Annotated in this window: 18 protein-coding genes; all 18 read left to right on the forward strand. The window is 27.7% G+C overall.

Annotation, left to right across the window (positions count from 1 at the left end):
• The first annotated feature begins 270 nt into the window (after positions 1-270).
• The 18 genes from OW729_RS07650 (at position 271) to OW729_RS07730 (ending at position 19619) form a co-directional block, all read left to right on the forward strand.
• Entirely contained in the window at positions 271-1047 is a 777-nt protein-coding gene (locus OW729_RS07650; protein WP_456064450.1) for an ABC transporter ATP-binding protein, read from the forward strand.
• Positions 1037-3208 carry an ABC transporter permease gene (locus tag OW729_RS07655; protein WP_268060891.1) on the forward strand — a complete coding sequence of 724 codons (2172 nt, stop codon included), beginning with the start codon at positions 1037-1039 and terminating at the stop codon, positions 3206-3208. The genes OW729_RS07650 and OW729_RS07655 overlap by 11 nt, the downstream gene beginning before the upstream one ends.
• 94 nt (positions 3209-3302) lie before the next feature.
• Positions 3303-3980 (forward strand): response regulator transcription factor, encoded by a 678-nt coding sequence (locus OW729_RS07660; protein ID WP_268060892.1) that lies wholly within the window; start codon positions 3303-3305, stop codon positions 3978-3980.
• 53 nt (positions 3981-4033) lie between these two features.
• The gene (locus OW729_RS07665) at positions 4034-5014 is read left to right on the forward strand and encodes a sensor histidine kinase (RefSeq protein WP_268060893.1); all 981 of its coding nucleotides are present in this window, start codon (positions 4034-4036) and stop codon (positions 5012-5014) included.
• Between the two features lie 813 nt (positions 5015-5827).
• Positions 5828-6553, forward strand: a complete 726-nt coding sequence (locus OW729_RS07670) for a LytR/AlgR family response regulator transcription factor (RefSeq protein ID WP_268060894.1) — start codon at positions 5828-5830, stop codon at positions 6551-6553.
• Entirely contained in the window at positions 6553-7854 is a 1302-nt protein-coding gene (locus tag OW729_RS07675; RefSeq protein WP_268060895.1) for a sensor histidine kinase, read from the forward strand. Before OW729_RS07670 ends, OW729_RS07675 begins: the two co-directional genes overlap by 1 nt.
• 129 nt (positions 7855-7983) lie before the next feature.
• Entirely contained in the window at positions 7984-8577 is a 594-nt protein-coding gene (locus OW729_RS07680; RefSeq protein WP_268060896.1) for an accessory gene regulator B family protein, read from the forward strand.
• Positions 8564-8695 (forward strand): AgrD family cyclic lactone autoinducer peptide, encoded by a 132-nt coding sequence (locus tag OW729_RS07685; RefSeq protein WP_268060897.1) that lies wholly within the window; start codon positions 8564-8566, stop codon positions 8693-8695. The genes OW729_RS07680 and OW729_RS07685 overlap by 14 nt, the downstream gene beginning before the upstream one ends.
• Before the next feature lie 27 nt (positions 8696-8722).
• Positions 8723-9367 carry a DUF6033 family protein gene (locus tag OW729_RS07690; protein ID WP_268060898.1) on the forward strand — a complete coding sequence of 215 codons (645 nt, stop codon included), beginning with the start codon at positions 8723-8725 and terminating at the stop codon, positions 9365-9367.
• Between the two features lie 51 nt (positions 9368-9418).
• A complete protein-coding gene (locus tag OW729_RS19480; protein WP_407647649.1) occupies positions 9419-9577 on the forward strand; it encodes a CLI_3235 family bacteriocin precursor in 159 nt (52 codons plus the stop codon).
• Between the two features lie 95 nt (positions 9578-9672).
• Positions 9673-11067, forward strand: a complete 1395-nt coding sequence (gene ccpM, locus OW729_RS07695; protein WP_268060899.1) for a Cys-rich peptide radical SAM maturase CcpM — start codon at positions 9673-9675, stop codon at positions 11065-11067.
• Positions 11068-11071: 4 nt separating this feature from the next.
• On the forward strand, positions 11072-12163 hold the full coding sequence (locus OW729_RS07700) for a TIGR04066 family peptide maturation system protein (RefSeq protein WP_268060900.1): 1092 nt from the start codon (positions 11072-11074) through the stop codon (positions 12161-12163).
• A 23-nt stretch (positions 12164-12186) separates the two neighbouring features.
• Positions 12187-12450, forward strand: a complete 264-nt coding sequence (locus OW729_RS07705) for a hypothetical protein (RefSeq protein ID WP_268060901.1) — start codon at positions 12187-12189, stop codon at positions 12448-12450.
• 55 nt (positions 12451-12505) lie between these two features.
• On the forward strand, positions 12506-13948 hold the full coding sequence (locus tag OW729_RS07710) for a S8 family serine peptidase (RefSeq protein ID WP_268060902.1): 1443 nt from the start codon (positions 12506-12508) through the stop codon (positions 13946-13948).
• Positions 13941-15644, forward strand: coding sequence for an ABC transporter ATP-binding protein (locus OW729_RS07715; RefSeq protein WP_268060903.1), 1704 nt, complete (start codon positions 13941-13943; stop codon positions 15642-15644). Before OW729_RS07710 ends, OW729_RS07715 begins: the two co-directional genes overlap by 8 nt.
• Before the next feature lie 467 nt (positions 15645-16111).
• A complete protein-coding gene (locus tag OW729_RS07720; protein WP_268060904.1) occupies positions 16112-16435 on the forward strand; it encodes a hypothetical protein in 324 nt (107 codons plus the stop codon).
• Between the two features lie 699 nt (positions 16436-17134).
• The gene (locus OW729_RS07725; protein WP_268060905.1) at positions 17135-18529 is read left to right on the forward strand and encodes an MATE family efflux transporter; all 1395 of its coding nucleotides are present in this window, start codon (positions 17135-17137) and stop codon (positions 18527-18529) included.
• A gap of 409 nt (positions 18530-18938) precedes the next feature.
• Complete coding sequence (locus OW729_RS07730) at positions 18939-19619, forward strand: hypothetical protein (RefSeq protein WP_268060906.1); 681 nt, start codon at positions 18939-18941, stop codon at positions 19617-19619.
• Positions 19620-19698 lie beyond the last annotated feature (79 nt).

Consider the following 19698-nt stretch of genomic DNA (forward strand, 5'->3'; position numbering starts at 1 on the left):
GGGTTGTATAAATTACCTTACATCAATTGTAAGTGTTTTTAGATTTCTACATTTGATATAATTTAAATAAATGGCTATGTTTTAAGAAATTGTAACTTTTCATTATAATGAACTCAACAATTTAAAACACAGCCTTAGGACTACTAAAGGAAGTTTACACTAGGTTGTGTACACTCTTTTAAAACAAAGCCAAATAAATCAATGATCAACTCTAGGGTTATTTCAATAAAATTATAAAATATGAAATTTAAAAAGGGGAGTTATATTGTGATTAGTCGAAGAAAATTATTAGAAGTCCAAAGCTTACAAAAAAACTATGGAAAGCATAATAACATAACCAAAGCTATACAAGGGATTAGTTTTGACGTTTTTTCAGGGGAGTTTTTAGGAATAATGGGGCCAAGTGGATCTGGAAAAACTACATTATTAAACTGCATTGCAACAATAATAAAACCAACATCTGGACGTATACTTTTAAACGGTAAAAACATAAGTGCTTTTGGAAGTAAAGATTTAGCTGAGTATCGTGGTAGTCGAATTGGATATTTGTTTCAAGACTTTGAATTACTTGATAACCTAACTGGACAAGAAAATATATTATTACCATTATCTATTCATGGGGTAGATTTTGCAAAAGCACAAGCTAAATTAGATGAGTTAGCAAGTTTTTTAGAAATTACAGATATTCTTAATAAATTCCCATCTCAAATGTCTGGGGGACAGAAGCAAAGGGTATCTTTTGCACGTAGTTTGATTTTTGATCCAGATATCGTTCTTGCAGATGAACCTACAGGAGCATTGGATACACGCTCTGCAAGGGTTTTAATGAATAAGCTAGAAGGTATTAATAGAAGTAGGGAAAGAACTATATTAATGGTTACCCATGATCCTAATGCAGCAAGCTTTTGCTCAAGAATCCTTTTTATTCAAGATGGGGTAATATTTCATGAACTGCGCTGCAAACAAGATGAGTCTCGTGAGAAGTTTTATGAAAGAATTTTAAAGTTATTGTCTCAGTTTGGAGGAGGAAGTGCAAATGTTCTATAGGCTGATTTATCGTAATGCTAGTAGAAGTCGTAAGGAGAATTTAATCTACTTTGCAACACTTGTAACAGCAGTGGCTTCGTTTTATATAATTCTCTCTCTTGGAAGACAGGATGTTATTTTGTTTTTAAAGGAGTTTGAAAGTGATGCAATCGATAAATTTTTAGCTAGAATGCCAATTGTTTATGTATTTGCATTATTTTTATTATTTTTCTTGATTTTATTTGCTAATAGGTACCAATTAAATAGGAGAAGTAAAGAGTTTGGACTTTATCTTATGTTAGGAATGCGCAAAGAACGCCTTGTTTTTCAACTTTTAGCAGAGGCATTAATTACTTCTATTTTAGCACTTATTGGAGGCATTTTAATAGGCGGATTTTTAGCAGAAATAATTAGCTTAACGGTTTCTAAATTGGTTGGTCAGGGAATTGTCGGTCATCAATTAACCTTGTCGTTAGATGCGATTTTCTTTACGATAATGGGTTTTTTATTCATCCAGTTTATAGCATTAACCATTCTTGGTGGAAGATTATTTAATCAGGACTTACATCAATTATTTTATGAGCAAATGGATAAGAAACAAGATATGGGGAATTTTAAAGGCAATATACTCAATATTTTAATAGGTTCTATATTACTAGGTGTTGCATATTGGATTGTTTTATATCATTTTACGGACTTTGCAGGAATTGTTCCATTCTTAGCAATAGCTCTCGGAAGTTTAGGAACTATATTTTTTATGAAGGGATTTGGAAAATTACTAGGTTTATTAGCAGGATTGTCTGAGCATAAATCTACTAAAGGGTTGCACACATTTACATTAAGACAGCTTCAAGAGAACATAGCTAATAGGTCTACATCTGTTGCGGTAACATCTATTTTAATCACATTATCCATTATTTTGATAGCAAATGGTGCTTCAACTATTTTGAATTCAGGAAGTAGGTTATATAATAGAAAAAATTCCTCCTTATATGATTTTACTGTTAATCTAGATAAACCAAAAGTTAAGGAGTATCTTACTTCAAAAAAAATGGCACCATATGTAGAGGATTTAAATCTATTGAAGCTTGGCAGAATGAAACATCAAGGCACTTATGGGGAAGATGGGATGGCGTTGTCATTAGTTGATTGGTCTAAGTTAAGAAATCAAATTATTATGGCTTTGCCAAGTAAGTATAAAGATGAAGTTTTATCAGGAGAAATTCAGTCTTATGAGATTAGTGAAGAAAATCCTGAAGTAGTTAATCTGTTTGGTATCCTAGAGACAGGTACAAGAACACCTTATCTTATTCCTGAATCATCTTATAATGGAGTTTTAGAAGCTATAGGAGAAAAGCCTTTGAACCTACAGTCACATGAAATTGTCTTATACTTTAATCCAGACTTTGTGCCTATGGATAATTCAGATAAAATGCCTGTACTAGATAACATTTTGGAAAAGGCTTCAAAAGAAGGGCAAAGCTTGATGAATATTAATAATCAGAAAGTATTTATACGTCCATCAATTCCAATGAGAGGATTAGTAGCAGACCGTTCAGCAGAAATTTTTTCAGCATTTATAGTTCCTGATGATATGTTTGAACAATTAATAGATACAGAAAATTATGTGTCATATTGGAATTTTCGAATCCCTCAAAAAATGCAAGAGCAGCAGGGGTTAATAAAACCAATGATGGAGGCTAGAGATTTATTAAAATTTTCAGGATTTAGGTTTGAAAGTTATTTGCAAAACTTTGGACGCCAACTCTTTGGTGTTGTTGCTACAACTTATACAGTTTTATATATGGGATTCTTATTTTTGATTATTGCTTGTACGGTATTGTCTTTGCAATTTTTGACACAAATGAAACAGACTGGACAACGCTATTTAACACTTTCAATCTTAGGTGCAAAACGTAATCAAATGAAAAAATCTATGTATAGACAGGTGTTATGGACCTTTTTGTTACCTATAGCTCTTGCATGCATCAGTGGAGCTGTTGGAATAAGGGCTATGGCTTCATTTGTTGATATTTACATTGAAAATCAAGCCTCACTTTACCCTATTGCATTTACTTTTGCATTTATTATAATAGTAACAGTAGCAATTTATGGAGTAGCAGTTGCTCGTTCAGCAGATCATGAGATAGATAAGTTACGCTGGAAGCCCAATATAGATTAGGCGCATTAAAATAAATAACAAGTCAAAGAGGCTACGGATATTTTGTTAATATGACTAAAGAACTATTAAATTTTACATGGAAGGAGGTGCTGAAGTGGCTAGGATTACAATTGTTGAAGATGATTTATTCATGAGAGAAGAATTAATGGATGTATTGAAAAAAGCTGGTTATGAAGTAACAGCAATTTCAGACTTCCATGATGTGGTTGCTCAAATAGCTGCTTTGACACCCGGTTTAGTATTGTTAGACATTAATTTACCAGAACAATCAGGATTTGAAGTATGCAAAAATTTAAAATTAAAAGGGATTGGTCCAATATTGATTCTTACATCTAGAGATAAGTTAAAAGATGAATTACACGGTCTTAATTTAGGTGCAGATGATTATCTCACAAAACCATGTAATCGAGATAGATTATTAGCACGTATTCAGAACCTTCTAAGAAGATTTGAAGGACAACCACAATTGATAGATGTTGGCAGTTTTTTGCTAGATCCCAATACTTTTACTTTGTATAAGGGATCTGAATCCTTATTATTATCAGCTAATGAAGGAAGAATTTTATTGGCTTTAGTACAGAATAGACCTGAGATTGTATCCAAATCAACACTGAGTGAACTTTTATGGGGAATGGACCAATATATAGACGAAAATGCACTTCAGGTGAATATCACTCGCTTACGAAAAACATTGCGTCAATTGAATTTAGATCATCAAATAGAAACAATAAGGGGTAAAGGGTATAGACTTAGGGGGTATATGAAGCCATGAAATGGATAAAGCAAATATATGATTGTTTTCATGCTTATAAACAATGGTTTCTTATGTTGATAGCTACCAGTATCCTATTTAGTTTTTTAGCTTGGCTGGCTTATCCAGAAACATTTAAGGTGCTAGTAGGATTAATGATTATTTTTACTCTAGCAATGATATGGGTGTCTGTATTTATTATAATTAGAAAGCAAAAAATAATAGAAGAAGCTTTTGAAGATTTTTTATTAGAAGCAAGTGAGACAAATGAAGAAATATTATGCCATGTATCTCCTAAGAATCATTGGGAGTTTATCCATAGGGTGGGGAACGTTATAAGATCATATCAATCGGAGCTTAATGATCAAGTCATTGAATTGGGCGATTATGAAAATTATATAGAGGGATGGGTTCATGAAATTAAAAAGCCTCTATCATTAATGACATTGGTATTGGATAATCGTACTGATGAAATGTCTCCCCTTGTTAGACAGCGTATGCTACATATTAGAGATCAAATGCTTGGAGATGTAGAGCAAATTTTGTATTTTGCAAGACTTGGGGCTATTCATAAAGATTATATTTTTGATTCTATAAACTTACTAGCATTTTGTAAACAAACAATTGAAGACCATCAAACATTACTAGACGAATCTAGTTTTCAAATACAATTTATAGGTGAAGAAATGGAAGTTTTTTCTGACCGCAAAGGATTAGCTTTTATATTAGAACAAATAATCACTAATAGTACGAAACACATTTCACAGAATCAGGATATTCCAATTTTGAAGTTTGAAACGCTTTATGACAAAGTGAGAGATAAAGTTATCTTAAATATTAGTGATAATGGACCTGGTGTATCTCAAGAAGATTTACCATTTATTTTCGATAAGGGCTTTACTGGAAGAAGAGGTACTTATACTAGACAAGCAACAGGCATGGGACTTTTCTTAGTAAGCAAGATGGCTTATGATTTAGCAATTCAGTTGGATGCAAAATCAGATTTAGGCTCAGGGTTGATTATATCGCTAATATTTCCAAATGTGAAACGATAATCTATCAACTACACATTAATCTTATGTTTTTTGATTCTTTGGTTGGGGTTATGTGGTTGTAGAAGTGCTAATTTCTATAATTATGACAATTTTTATAGTTAGATTACAAAAGAATGTGGATTTGTAAATTTCATTGAGAATCAGGTTTATTAGTTATTATCATATACTTCCTATGTAATTCAATTATTTAAGATAAAAAGGATTTAGATGTTTTTTTAAATATGTACTTCTTATCTAATAAAATAAATAAGATAGATATGATATTTAGCAGCTTAATTATTTGGGCTATTTTAGGAATAGCTACAAGTGTATTATTGAAGGGATTAAGTTATTATTTTATTATTTCATTTCTAGTTTGGTCTTAGCTCAATGCCCCATTTTTCAATTATAGTTCTTTAAAATTTTCAATGTAATAATGCAGTAAACTGTAGCTAAAAGATAAGATAAATATATATTATAGCAATGATAATAGCTAATGTTTCAAGTAAGAAACATTAGCTATTTTTGTATAAAGAATACCACAGGCTATGCCTGTGGTTGAAGAAAGCTTACAGCTATGAGTAGAAAAAAATAAAACCTTTGATGTGAAATGGAAGTAGGTTTGTCGACCACACCCATTAAATAAAGGAGGTATATCTAATATGGATAATAGTAGTTTACCACAAGGAAGGTTAAATTAGTTTTATATCACTTTTGGTTACTAATTACATATATGGGAATGCAATAAAGATTTTACTTAATTTTAACGAGAATATTAATGTAGAGTATAAAAAAGACATTACATACAAAGTTTGAAATTAAGGGGATGGTTATATGTTTAGAATAGCTGTGTGTGACGATGAAAAATATTTTTTAAGTACTTTAGAAAATTTTTTATGTAAGTATCTAAATAAACATGAAATACAGTATGAAATAGACACTTTTAAATCAGGAATGGAATTTTTAGAATTAGGGATTGATATGGTTAAATATACTGTTATATTTTTAGATATAAATATGGATGAGATAGATGGTATTATGACTGCTCAAAAAGTTCGAGAATTTAGCAAGGAAGTATTTATTGTATTTGTCACTGCATATATTAATTATACTCTTGAAGGTTACAAAGTAGATGCAGTAAGATATTTATTAAAAAGTAATGAAAATTTTGAAGAAGTAATTAATGAGTGTATGGATGCAATTGTTGAGAAGATGAATTATGCGATTATAAAAAAGGTATTTAAATTTAGCCAGGGAGTTAAGGAAATTCGTTTAGATAGAATTCTATATATTGAAAGTAGATTACATAAGTTACAATTCCATATTATGCAAGACAAAGTAAGGATTTATACATTATATGGAACTTTAAACAAAATAGAAAATGAATTAGAAGGCAATGGATTTGTTCGAATACATCAGAGTTTTTTAGTTAACATAAAGCATATAATGAGTATTTCAGGAAATTCAGTTATATTGAGTAATGGTGTAAAGTTAAGTATATCTAAATCAAGATACAAAGGTGTAAAAAAAATATTTATTGAGTATATAGGAGAAATATAATGTTTGTTTATATACAAAGTTTTTTAATTATTGTTCTAGAAATCTTTTGTTGCAAAATATTTTTTGAGGCTTTTGGAGAAAAACGTACTGAAAAGAATATTTATAGAAATTACGGAATAATAGCAACACTAATGTTATCAGTATATTTTTTTGCATTATTTTTTGCAAATTATTTTACGTTCAAACAGGTATCAATTATTGTTGTAAGTACAATATTAATGTATTTATATCTAAATATTAATATTATAAAATCATTGATAGTATCTATGTTATTCCAGGGATTACTTCTTGTTGTAGATTATTTTGCATTTTCAATAAATACTATGTCTTTATTTAATGGTGAGACAGCAGGGCAAGCTTATATTTTTGAAAGCTTTTTAGTTATTATTTTTGGAAAAGCACTACTTTTTTTTGTTGTTATAGTTATAAAGAAGAATATAGGCAATAAATATCCAACAATTTTGAAAGATACTGAATGGATAAGGTTTATATTTTTCCCATTATTTACAATTTGTGTGATAATAGCGATACTTTCAATATCTGATTGTGTTACCAGTAAAAAACAGGCAGATATTTTTTTTATTATAGCATTTGGACTAGCTGGAATGAATATAGTGGTATTTTACTTAATTAATGATATATTAGAACGTGAAATGAAAATACATAAAAATAAGATTTTTGAAATGCAAGTAAAAAGTCAGACAAATATGTATCTTTCTATTTCAGAAAATTTTAATAAGCAAAATAAAAAAACCCATGAATATAAAAATCAAATAATATGTATTAATTCTTTGGTAAAGAAAAAACACTATACAGAACTGGAAGAATATTTAAAAAATATAAGTGACAATTTAAATAAGGAGCTAGACGCAATTAATACAAATAATGTTATTGTTAATGCTATTTTAAACACAAAATATCAAGAAGCAATAAATAAAAATATTATTTTTGTACTTAAAGTTAACGACCTATCTAATATAAAAATTAGTAATGAAGATGTTGTTGTAATATTATCTAATTTGTTAGATAATGCCATTGAAGCCTGTGAAAAATGTTCAGATAATAAAATATTAAAATTTAAATTTATAAATAAGGATGATTTTATTGTTATATCAGTAAAAAATACATATACCAATAATATTTTATATAGTAATGGAAGAGTATTAACTTCAAAAGAAAACAAAGAAGAGCATGGTGTAGGAATAAGTAATGTAGTAAATATAATAGAAAAATATGGTGGATCTTATATTATAAAGAGTAATGGAAATGAGTTCTATTTTTCAATTCTAATTTCCCAATAATACATAATAAACAGCAATTTGCATTATATGAGTTAATATTTATCCATTTCTGCAATAAAAAGTCATTTTATGCAATGGGTATTGTATACAAAAAATTAAAAGTTATACTAATATTAGAAGGTGTGATTTATGATTGAGAAAATGACAAATGATTTAGTAAAACAGATGTCTAATGAAAAATTAATTGATGTAAAAAAAGAGAAGGATTATGTTTATGCTTTTACATGTATGATAGAAAAAATTTTAACTTTAGGAACTATTATAATAATTAGTATATGTTTAAATTTATTTATAAATACTTTGATTTTTCTTATATTTTTTCTTTCATTAAGAAAGAGGACAGGTGGCTATCACGCTAATACATTTTTACAATGTTATTTGGGCACAGTCAGCACTTATATGTTAATTGTATTTGTAGATAATTTCTTATTAAGAAATTTTAGGAGTTTAGAAGTTTTTCTTATAATATCTATTGTTATCATATGGATGATAGGAACAATTAATCATCCTAATATGAATATGAATTCTTATGAATTATTAGAATCTAAGAAAGCTGCAAGACTTATTCTTATGTTGGAAAGTGGGATAATATATTTTTCGATTTTTGCTGGTGTAAATCCAATTAGTATAAACTACATGTCAATTTCTATTATATTATGTGCAGTTTTACTTTTAATAGCAAAAATATTAAATCAGGAGGTAAAAAAATATGAAGAAGGTTAACAAGTATTTACTAAAAATAGTTGAACGTATTACAAGAGTTGAGGTAGATAAAAATTCACGTACATGGCCACCATTTTGCTCTGGTATTTATCATCAACCTAAGAGACCTCAAAAGTAATGAGACAATTATCATAAGATTTTAATTATGTCTATGTTTAAGAAAGATACTATAGGAAGTGAGGATATATTTATGGAAATTATGCCAGTATATAGTATGGATGGTATGAGGTCTGCAAATAGCATACAAAAATTTGCAAACCACAGCACTCAATTTAGTAATATACTTAATAAAGAAATTAGTGAGCAATCTACATATAGTATTCAAAATGAGCTTATAAGTAAATATAATGCAAATCTGCATGTATGTTCCTTTGATTCTTATAATCATATGATGAATTCTATAGATAGTAATTCATTAAATAATGTAATAATCTCAAATGAAACACTTGAAAAAATGGGCAAAGATGCAAAGTTTAAAGATAAAATTTGTAAAATTATTAATGATAATTGTAGTACAGAAGCTCAGAAGGAATTAAGAAGTCTTGCTCCACCAGTTAAAAGTTCAGGTGTTGTTATATATCCTGATGGAACATATATCTGCTGGGTAGAGAGTGTTTATAGTAAAAATGATATAGATAAAGACAAAGTAGAGAAAGAAACAGAAAATCTTCTTACAACTTCCTTTGATAGAATTTGGAAACCAACTAATAATCAATATATTAATTTGCCTAATGTTATTAATGTACAAGCAGTAGGACATACCAAACGTAAAAAGAATCAAGAAGATTAGCTATATGCTAATTTTAATTGATAAATATTTTGATGAAGGGGGGTAAATAAAATGAAAAAGTTAAATAAAAAGAATCATAATTTACAGGGTACATTGGAATCTTATTCTTGCAACTGCCCTACTAGCTGCTATTGCAATACACAAGCTAAGAAAAATTCTAATTATGTAGAATTAGTTAGATTTTCTTATTCCTACATTGTATTAGGATAAAATGTATAAAAAGATGTTTCTGATGGCTGTTATAAATATATGTTTAATAATGAGCTATTAAAGAAACATCTTTTTTTCAAAAGGAGAGACTATATATGAGAAATACAATAATTCATTTATTTGAAACCCATGGACATTATTATTTATATGATGTAAATGTTAACGATATTGTAGAGATAAATAATAAGGCATATTGTGATTTAATGGATAATAATTATGAAAATAATAAAGATATAAAAAAATTAATAGAGCAAGGATTTCTAATGCAAAGAAGAGAATTTATTATGCAGCATCCGTTAGATAAACAATTAGAAGGCTTACTAAAAAGAAATTTAAAAAGTATGACATTACAGGTAACAAAAAACTGTAATTTAAGATGTAAATATTGTGTATATTCGGGAACTTATACAAACAGAACACATAAAAATGAGAGAATGTCAGAAACTATTGCATATAAGTCAATAGACTTTTTCTTAGAACATGCAATAGATTCAGAATATCTTAATTTAGGTTTTTATGGAGGAGAGCCAATACTTGAATTTGATTTAATAAAGAAATGTATTGAATATATGGAAAATAATAAAGGTGACAAAACTGTGACTTATAGTATGACGACAAATGCAACATTACTGACTAAAGAAATGATAGAATTTCTAAATAAATATAGTGTAGAATTGACAATTAGCTTGGATGGGCCAAAAGACATACATAATTTAAATCGAATAAGTGCAGATGAAAAGGTAGGAAGCTTCAACAAAGTAATAAATTCCATACAATTAGTTGAAAAAGAATGTCCAGAATATTCAAAATTCATTAATTTTAATGCAGTTATGACACCAGAATATGGATTTGAAATATATAATAAGTTTTTTTGTGAGGATGATTTAATTAAACATTATGTATCAGTTGTAAATTTACCAAGTAATAATTATGCAAAAAATAAATATACGCTTAATGAGGAATTTATTGAAGAATTTAATTATGAGCTTTTTAAATATTATTTTTCTACAATTAGAAATGATGCAGATATTAAGGTGTCTAAACTACTTAAAATGCATTATCAAAGATTACATGATGATATTCATGAAGGATTAAAAATTTCTACAGATAATTTGAAAATTGAACACCCATCAGGGCCTTGTGTAGTTGGGAGGCATAGGTTGTTTGTGGAAACAGGAGGAGATTTTTATCCTTGTGAGAGGGTAAGTGAGTGTTCAGAAATTATGAAAATAGGAAATATTTATAGAGGATTCGATTTAACTAATATTAGGAACATGCTTAATATAGGTAAGATAACTGAAGAAAAGTGTAGGAATTGTTGGGCTTTTAGATTTTGTACAATTTGTGCAGTTAAAGCTGATGGAGGGGATAAATTGTCAGCAGAAATGAAAGCTAGCCATTGCGAAGAAATAAAACGTAGTGTAGATGATAGAATGAAAGATTATTGTATGTTTAAAGAAATGGGATATGATTTTGAAAAGGAGAATTAATAGTATGATTAAAAGAAAAGCAATTTTGTTTCCATATAATATTGACAATTATCCGTTAATTAGATTTAAAGAGCTACTTTCTCAGGTTGATATCATCAATATTGATACAAGAAATAATAAATTTTTATTAGGAAAGGATTTTGCTGAATTATATATGGGAGAAAGTACTGGAGGGTTAGTACAAAAAGTAGAAACTAATGATTATGATATTCTTATTATAGGTGATGGCAATCCATTAACAAATGAAACGTATATATATAATAAAGTAGAAAATGATGCTAAAAGTGGTAAAGATATTATTTCATTATACATTCTACAAGATATACAGAGAGAAGAATTAAAGAGAATATGTAAAAAATATTCTGTAGAAATAAAATTTTTAGATGGACAAAATGCGAATGTTGCTGAAATAGAGATTGATAATCAGAAATTATATCAGATGAATGTGCCAATAATATTAATTACAGGTATTACGGAAAGAACTAAAAAAATAGATTCAGTGTTGGTACTAAAAGAAGAATTTGAAAAAAAAGGATATAAAGTTAGTGTGATAGGGAGTAAAAGTTACAGTGAATTATTTGGGATTCATTCATTTCCTCAATTTATGTTTGACAATATATTAGAAGAACATAAAATTTTATACTTTAATTCATTGTGTAAGAATATTGAATATTATGAAAGACCAGATGCATTCATTATCGCAATACCAGGAAGTTTGATTCCATATAACGATATGTTTACAAATCACTTTGGGATAACTGCGTTTGAAGTAGGACAAGCAGTTCCACCAGATGCTGTTATTGTGAATATAGGGTATGGAGAGTATGATAAAAACTTTTTTGAAAATATATCTAATATGGTTAAATATAAAATTGGAGAAAATCCTACTTGTTATGTAATGTCTAATTCACTTGTTGATATTAATAGTAGTAAAGAAGAAGGTAAAATGCAATATTATAATGTAGATATGTACGAGATTGATAAAAAAATTAAGTTAATGAATTTAACTATTGACAAACCAATTTTTAATGGATTAAGGAATAGTGATTTAAAGAATATGTCTGATACTTTATTAAACTTATTGGAATCTAATTAAATTATGTAAAGTAGAGGTGGAATATGGATAAAAAGACTGTAATTTATGAAGAGATAAAAGATATAATGAAAAAAGAATTTAATATTATAGTACATGATAAAACTTTTTTTAGTGAAAATATATTTGGATCAAAAATCAAATTAATGCCAAGAGATTTGATTTATTTACTTAAAATTATTGAAAAGAAATACAATTTTCATATTTTGGGTAGAGATATTGAGAAGTATAAATTAAGAACTTTTGAAAATATTGTTGATTTGTTATTAGAAAAAGATTTAATGCTGTGATTGTAAGCTCTTTATGAAATTAAATAAATATTTTAAGTTTGGAGTTGTTAAAAAAATGGAGTCCAAAATTAGAATTGCTATTATAGATAATGGAATAGATTCAGTACTATTAAAGGATAATATTGAAAATAACATATATGTAAATAATACTGGCATAACTATAAGTGAAAAAAATAATATCAATAAACAACAATTTCAACATGGAACAATATGTGCATTAATTATTAGAAAGTATTGTCCTATGTGTGACTTAACTAGTATTCGCTTATTAGATTGTAAAGGGAAAGGCAGAGTTAGTAATTTAGAGGCGGCATTACAATGGTGTCAAGATAATAATATTAAAATTGTTAATTTGAGTTTTGGAACAACACATTTTGCTGATAAAAGAAAAATACAAAAAATTATCAATTATTTTGCAAACAGAGATATGATTTTAATTTCTGCGACTTCTAATGATGGATATGTAACATATCCTGCATCATTTTCAAAAGTAATAGGTGTAGATTCAGGGAATAGTTTTGAATTTAATAGGAAAATGTTATTAAAAAAAGGTATAGAAATTGAGTGCCTATCTGAACATGAAATTGTGTTGAATAATTGCAATATTTTAACACCAAGAAGTAGTAGTTATGCTGCACCATATGTTACTGCAAAAATAGGAAATATTTTTTTATTGCAAGAAATTCTTAATAAGAAGCTCTTGCTTAAAGAGTTGGATAAAGAAAATTTTAATATAAATAGTAGCTATGAATTAATATTTGAACCAGATTGGATATCTAAAGCATGGATAGCTGATTTTCAAAATAAATCTGCATCAAAATATTATTTTGATGTCATCACAGGTGATTATGAAAAAATTAAAGAAAAAATTGATACTATTATTGTAAAGTCAAAAATTGCATTAAATGGTTTAGATTTAAAAGGTAAAAACATAGTATATTTGGGTGAAAAAAATTTATCTACATCAAATATTGATGGGTACGTTTGGACTAAAAAAAATAGAATAGAACAAATTGAGGAAATAGGTAAAAATAGATATGTAATAGATATACCTCTTATTCTGTTCAAAATACATAATGAAATTGACGAATATGAGTGGTTAAATAAATTAAATATTAATTTTGGTAAAGACAATTATAATGCATATGTAGCAAGCTTTCATGAAGAAAGTATTTTATATGGTTTAGAATATATTCCACGAGAAGTTTTAGTAAAAGGGGCAAATGAAATTCTATATAATTTCTTAGGGTCGCAAATATATTATTTAAAAAGTGATGTGATAGTAATTTCTATAGGAAATGAATTTTATACTGATGAATCATTTATACAATGGGATATGTTAATTAATATTGAAAAATATAAGGGTAAAGTGAATGTGTGTATTGTTTGCGGTGAATATGAAGAATATAATTTGCAATATGATAGTATAGATTCAACAATTATTTATGATGTCTACCGAAATATTATAAAAGGCTTTTCGGAGGGGAAAAATGTCTGATAAAGAGATAATTAAAAAATTATTAAAACTTTTAGAAAAATATAAAAAGATAATAATTTTTATATTTTTATGTTTAATGATTTCAACTGCGTTGAATCTTTGTATACCGTTAATCAGTAAACATATTATGGATGATGGTTTTATAGGTGGAGATAAGAATTTAGTAATTATTTTAGCGCTGTCTATGACAGGAATTTATTTTGTAAGTTATGTTCTTGATATAATGAAAGAAAAAGCAAGAATTGAAATAGCTGCTAAAATTCAATATTCTTTATCAGAGGAATCATTTTTTCATCTAATGAAAATTAATAGTAAGTATTTTACAAGTATCAATTATGCTGAAATTTTAAATAATATTAATTTTGATATTAATACTATAGCATCAATAGCAGATGGAAATTTGTTTTTTGTATTGACACAGGGGTTTAGTATGTTAGGTGGAATTATTGGATTATTTATAATAGATTATAGAATGGCTATTATGGTTTTAATTTTCATTCCATTAAAATATATAGTTATGAAATCTCTTGCAAAAAAAAGAAAATTTTTAATGGACAATTATATTGAAAGTAGCCAGATGTATGCTAATTGGTTTGGCGATTCAGTTGGTGGGATAAATGAAATAAAAATATTTAATTTATTATTGTATAAGTGGAGAGAGTTTTCAACCTTACAAAAAAGAATTATAGATAAGCATAAGAAAATGGATATGCTTGGGCAATGGAATACAATAATAGACAAAATGATTATTCAAATTCTCATAATGTTTATCTATATTATAGGAGCTAATCTAGTATTTAATATGGAACTTTCAGTGGGAAGTGTTTTTGCATTTATAACATATAGTGCATATGTTACAGGACCTATTTCCGCAATTTTAAACGTAGGTTATTTTTTATCTGGAATTATACCATCGACCAAAAGATATTATGAGTTTTTGAACTTTGAAGAAGAAAGTAATATTGGGTATGAAAATAAGCCAGACAATGGAGATATAGCATTTAAAAACGTTTCATTTCAGTATGAAAAAGAGAAAAATGTCCTAAAAAATGTTGATTTTGTGTTCAGAAAAGGGATGAAATATGCGTTGATTGGTAAGAATGGTTCTGGTAAGTCAACTATGATAAATCTAATAACAAGGATACTTGAACCAACGAATGGATATATTGAGATTAATGATGTGGATATTACTAAATATAAAATATATTTATATAGAGACATGATATCTGGTGTAAGTCAACAAGTATATTTGTTTAATGACACTATACGAAATAATATTTGCTTATACAAGGAAGTTAACGAATCTATTCTATTAAAGGCAATTCAAGATAGTGGATTAGAAGATTTCATTAATGAAGTCTCTTTAGAATATGTAGTTGGTCAGAATGGTTCTATGTTGTCAGGAGGACAGAAACAAAAAATTGCTATGGCAAGAGCATTAGTTCACGATAAACCTATTATTATTTTTGATGAAGCAACTTCTAATATGGATGCATATACAGATAAACAGATAAATTCGCTTATTAATACTAGCTTAAAAGGTAAAACAGTAATAGTAGTAACTCATAAGCAAGAGATATTAAAAGATGTTGATAATATTGTTATGTTAGATAATGGTAACATATATGAAGGGGATTATGAGGAGTTAAACATGACGAGTGCTATTTTTAGAGAAATGATCAATATAAGAGGGTAAATAGTTTTTATAATTCTTATTTGTGAATGTATGAAGAAAGATGCTGTTGTGCGGTAAATAAAAAACCGCTAATTTAGCAATATTATATTATTTTGCGCAGATTTAATTGTAACTATACTGCGGTTTTGAATAATCAAAGCTGTCGTATTTTTTTATTGAAAATTTCGAAGGCATAATCAATGAGAAAATGAATTTTGTAGGTGGCGGCTCATAGGACTTGGTTAATATTGAAATTCATTTTTATAAAATTATCAAGAAATGAAGGAATGATATATCCTCCTTATATTGTACAGGATATGGAAGATGCAGTAGGCTTGGAATTTCGTAAGCGTCAAAGTTTTAGCACCTTTAATAATTCCAAGAATAGTATTAAAATATCCTAGTAAGGCAATACAAAAGCTTTACTAGGATTAATTTTATTTTTTTCTTTAATTTTCATATTTTCAGGGATATTATCAGACCAAGGCATGCAGCAACAATCTCAACAAATGGCTAATCAGCTTTCACAGCAGATACAGAGTTTTAGACAGCAACTTCAACAACAACAACAGCAATCAGAAAACCAGTTACAGCAATCTGTTCAACAAGCTCTAAATTCATTAAGTCAAGCTAATGAACAAATTGTATCAAACCAAGTTCTTTCTCAAATGAGTCAAACTATAAATCAGGCTCAACAACAATTAAATCAGATGAGTCAACAAACACAACAAGTACAACAAGCACAACAACAAGTCCAACAAGCCCAAAGTAATCAAATGAATCAAATGAGCAATCAACAACAAAAGAAATAATGAGATAAAGACAAACCTCGAAGAATTTCGAGGTTTTTTTATGAAAACAAATTTAAATAATTTTTTATGTAAATTACCCTTGGGTAATCGCTTTTTTTGTTTTAGGAAAAATATACATAATGATTAAATTTAAATAGTATAGGGTAAAAAATGGGTAAAAAATTGAAATATCAAAAAACGTTATGGCTAAACAAAAATAAATAGATATGGAGTGATGACAATAAATGAATCAAGATCTAAAAACGAATGGTTTGGAAAAAAATATAACATAATTATTTTAAAATATAACTTACAATTCAATTTGTAAAAAATAAAATAAAATGTTATATTATCTAGTGGTTCATTATTTTAGAATCTATAAAATTGAATCCAAAGCCTAGCTTTATAATAAATAGGATTCTTGTCTTCAGATGGAGTTTTAAACTCCACCTGAAGATTATTAACAGAATTCTTAGGAGTTTTACTCCTTAGAAGTTGTTATCCTTTAGGGTAAACCATTATCCAGGGTCGTAGCGCCACTTATCTCCAACCTATAGAAAAGCAGAGAACCCAAATCTCTGATTTGGTGTGAATCGCTTTCACAGAGTGTATTGGAGTATTAGTGGCGGTAGACATCGGATAAAAAATTAAAATTTAAATTTGAAATATGAGGGGAGGAATGTCTAAGCTTTTCTAGGCTTTTATTAGGCAAGAAAGAATATGAAAAATACAATAGCTACAGCAGAAATGATGGAAAAAGAGAGTATATCAAAGGTGCTTTTAAAGTTATCAGTACCGGCAATAATAGCTATGCTAATTACTGCTATTTATAATATAGTAGATACTATGTTTGTTGGTATGTTAAATAATACTAGTGCTATTGCTGCCGTATCTATAGTATATCCACTATTTATGTTTATTGGAGCTATAGGAGTTATGTTTGGTGCAGGAGGTGCTTCCTATCTATCAAGATTGTTAGGAGAAAAGAGAAAAGAGGAAGCTAATAGGTCTCTAACATCTACTATAATAATTGGATGTATATTCAGTTTGATTTTTACTGTTATTTGTATAACATTTTTAGAACAATTTTTATTGATGTATGGAGTCACAGAAACTACGATGCCCTATGCTAAAGAATATGGATATACAATAGTAGCAGGATCTATTTTTACAATTGGAACAGCAATAATGAGTAATACCATTAGAGCAGAAGGAAATTCAAAATATAGTATGGTATCTACTTGCATAGGAGGAGTTATAAACATAATATTAGATCCTATATTTATGTTTAGCTTTGGTATGGGTATAAAAGGTGCCGCAGTTGCTACGGTTATATCACAAATAGTATCTTTTATTTTTCTTTTAAGATATTATTATTCTAAAAAAAGTTATATAAAATTAGAATTGAAGTTTTTAAAACCAACTTTTAATATGTTTGGGGAAATACTTAAGATAGGTATTCCTATTTTTGTAACTCAAGTATTAGCGAGTTTTGCTTTAGGTTTCATGAATATAGGAGCAAAACCTTATGGAGATGCAGCGGTAGCTGCTATGGGTGTAGTATTTAGAGTTATGTCTATAGGATTTTACATAGTGTTTGGAATTGGACAAGGATTTCAACCAGTTGCAGGATATAATTATGGATCTAAAAATTTTACTAGATTAAAAGAAGCTGTAAAAATATCTATTAAATGGAGTACTATAGCCGGTATTATTATATCTATTTTATTTATAGTTTTTGCAAAAGGCTGTATGATGATATTTACAAAAGACAAAGAAGTTATAGATATAGGAGTAAAGGCTTTTAGAGCAGCAAGTTTATTGTTTCCTCTTTTTGGATATGTAAACACTTATTCGGTATTATGTCAAGCTCTAGGTAGGGGGTTAGGAGCATTTATATTATCTATTTCTAGACAGGGAATATTCTATATACCTTTAATGTTTATATTATCTAAATTTATAGGATTAGAAGGAATAATATTTTGTCAAACTGCAGCGGATGGATTAGCATTTATAGAAACGGTTATAATAGCTATTTGGATAAAGAAAAGTTTGAAAAATGAGATGCTTGAAGAATCTTATTTAGACTCAACCAGAAGAGTTTCATCTTTTTAAAGTATGGTTAGTAGTATACAAAACAACTATATAAATAATTATAAGTAAAAGTCTAAAAGGGGCTGCCGCACTAATAATAAATCCTACAATATATTGTGTTGAATTTAAACTTTTAAAACAGTATATTGTATGTAAATTTTTTAATGTGACAGCCCCCTTTTTAAAATTATTTAAGTTTTTTTAAGTAAAGAATCAAACAATTATTGTATTTGCAGAAGAAATAATAAAAAAACATCTGAATTAGGAATTTAAAATTATACTTTCAGCTTTTTAGAAAGTGGAATATACAAAAAAAGTGGATAGATAATTTAAGATAAACTAAATTAGTAATTATGGAAAATTATATCTTTAACATTCAAATTTATTATTCGATATATAAAGTATATTCAATGAATGAGAGGTAATTATTATGGATTCAATTAAAATTAATAAAACAATCTCCTACCAAATAAATTTAGATGTTAATGAACATAAAACTAAAGACAATGATAAAAATATGGGGAAAAATTCTAATAATCAAGTTTGCAAGAATACAAAGTCTTCAGTTATATCAAAGGATGCTGCAATAGGGTATGAGTTTTTGAATCGTATTGAAGCTTCATTTAAAGATGTTAACAAAGTACATTTTATAGAAAAATATGCTTATGAATACAAAAAGATTAAAGGTGAAATTGATTCTGGTAAGTATGGAAATGATACAAAAAAATATATGAAATTATTAGATAATGCATTTAGAGACTCATTAGAAAATGCTGCTAATATTTTAAAGAAAACACTGGAAAAAACAAATATTAAAGATAACAAAATAAAGTTTTCAGGAGCAAATGCAATTAAGTATCAAAAGCAGTACGAAACAGCTACAGGGATTGCTTGGATACTTAGAGCAGAAAACAAAAGGATTTCACAGGAAATAGAGAAGTATAGGAAGAAAAAAGATCACAGAAAGGTAACTTCTCTAACTCAATTAAGAAATAGTTATAAACGTATAATAAACAATGTTTCTGATATAGCAACTAATATAAAAAGTGATATTGATGATAATTACAGTGAAGATAAAACTAAAGAAAGCCTTTATATGAGTAATAAATAAAATTCAGTACTTGAAGGAATGAAGGAATTTTCTTATCCTGCTGCAACATGGGCAATTTTTGAAGCTAATGGAGAATTAC

Source organism: Clostridium brassicae (assembly GCF_026738875.1).
Taxonomy (GTDB): domain Bacteria; phylum Bacillota; class Clostridia; order Clostridiales; family Clostridiaceae; genus Clostridium_H; species Clostridium_H brassicae.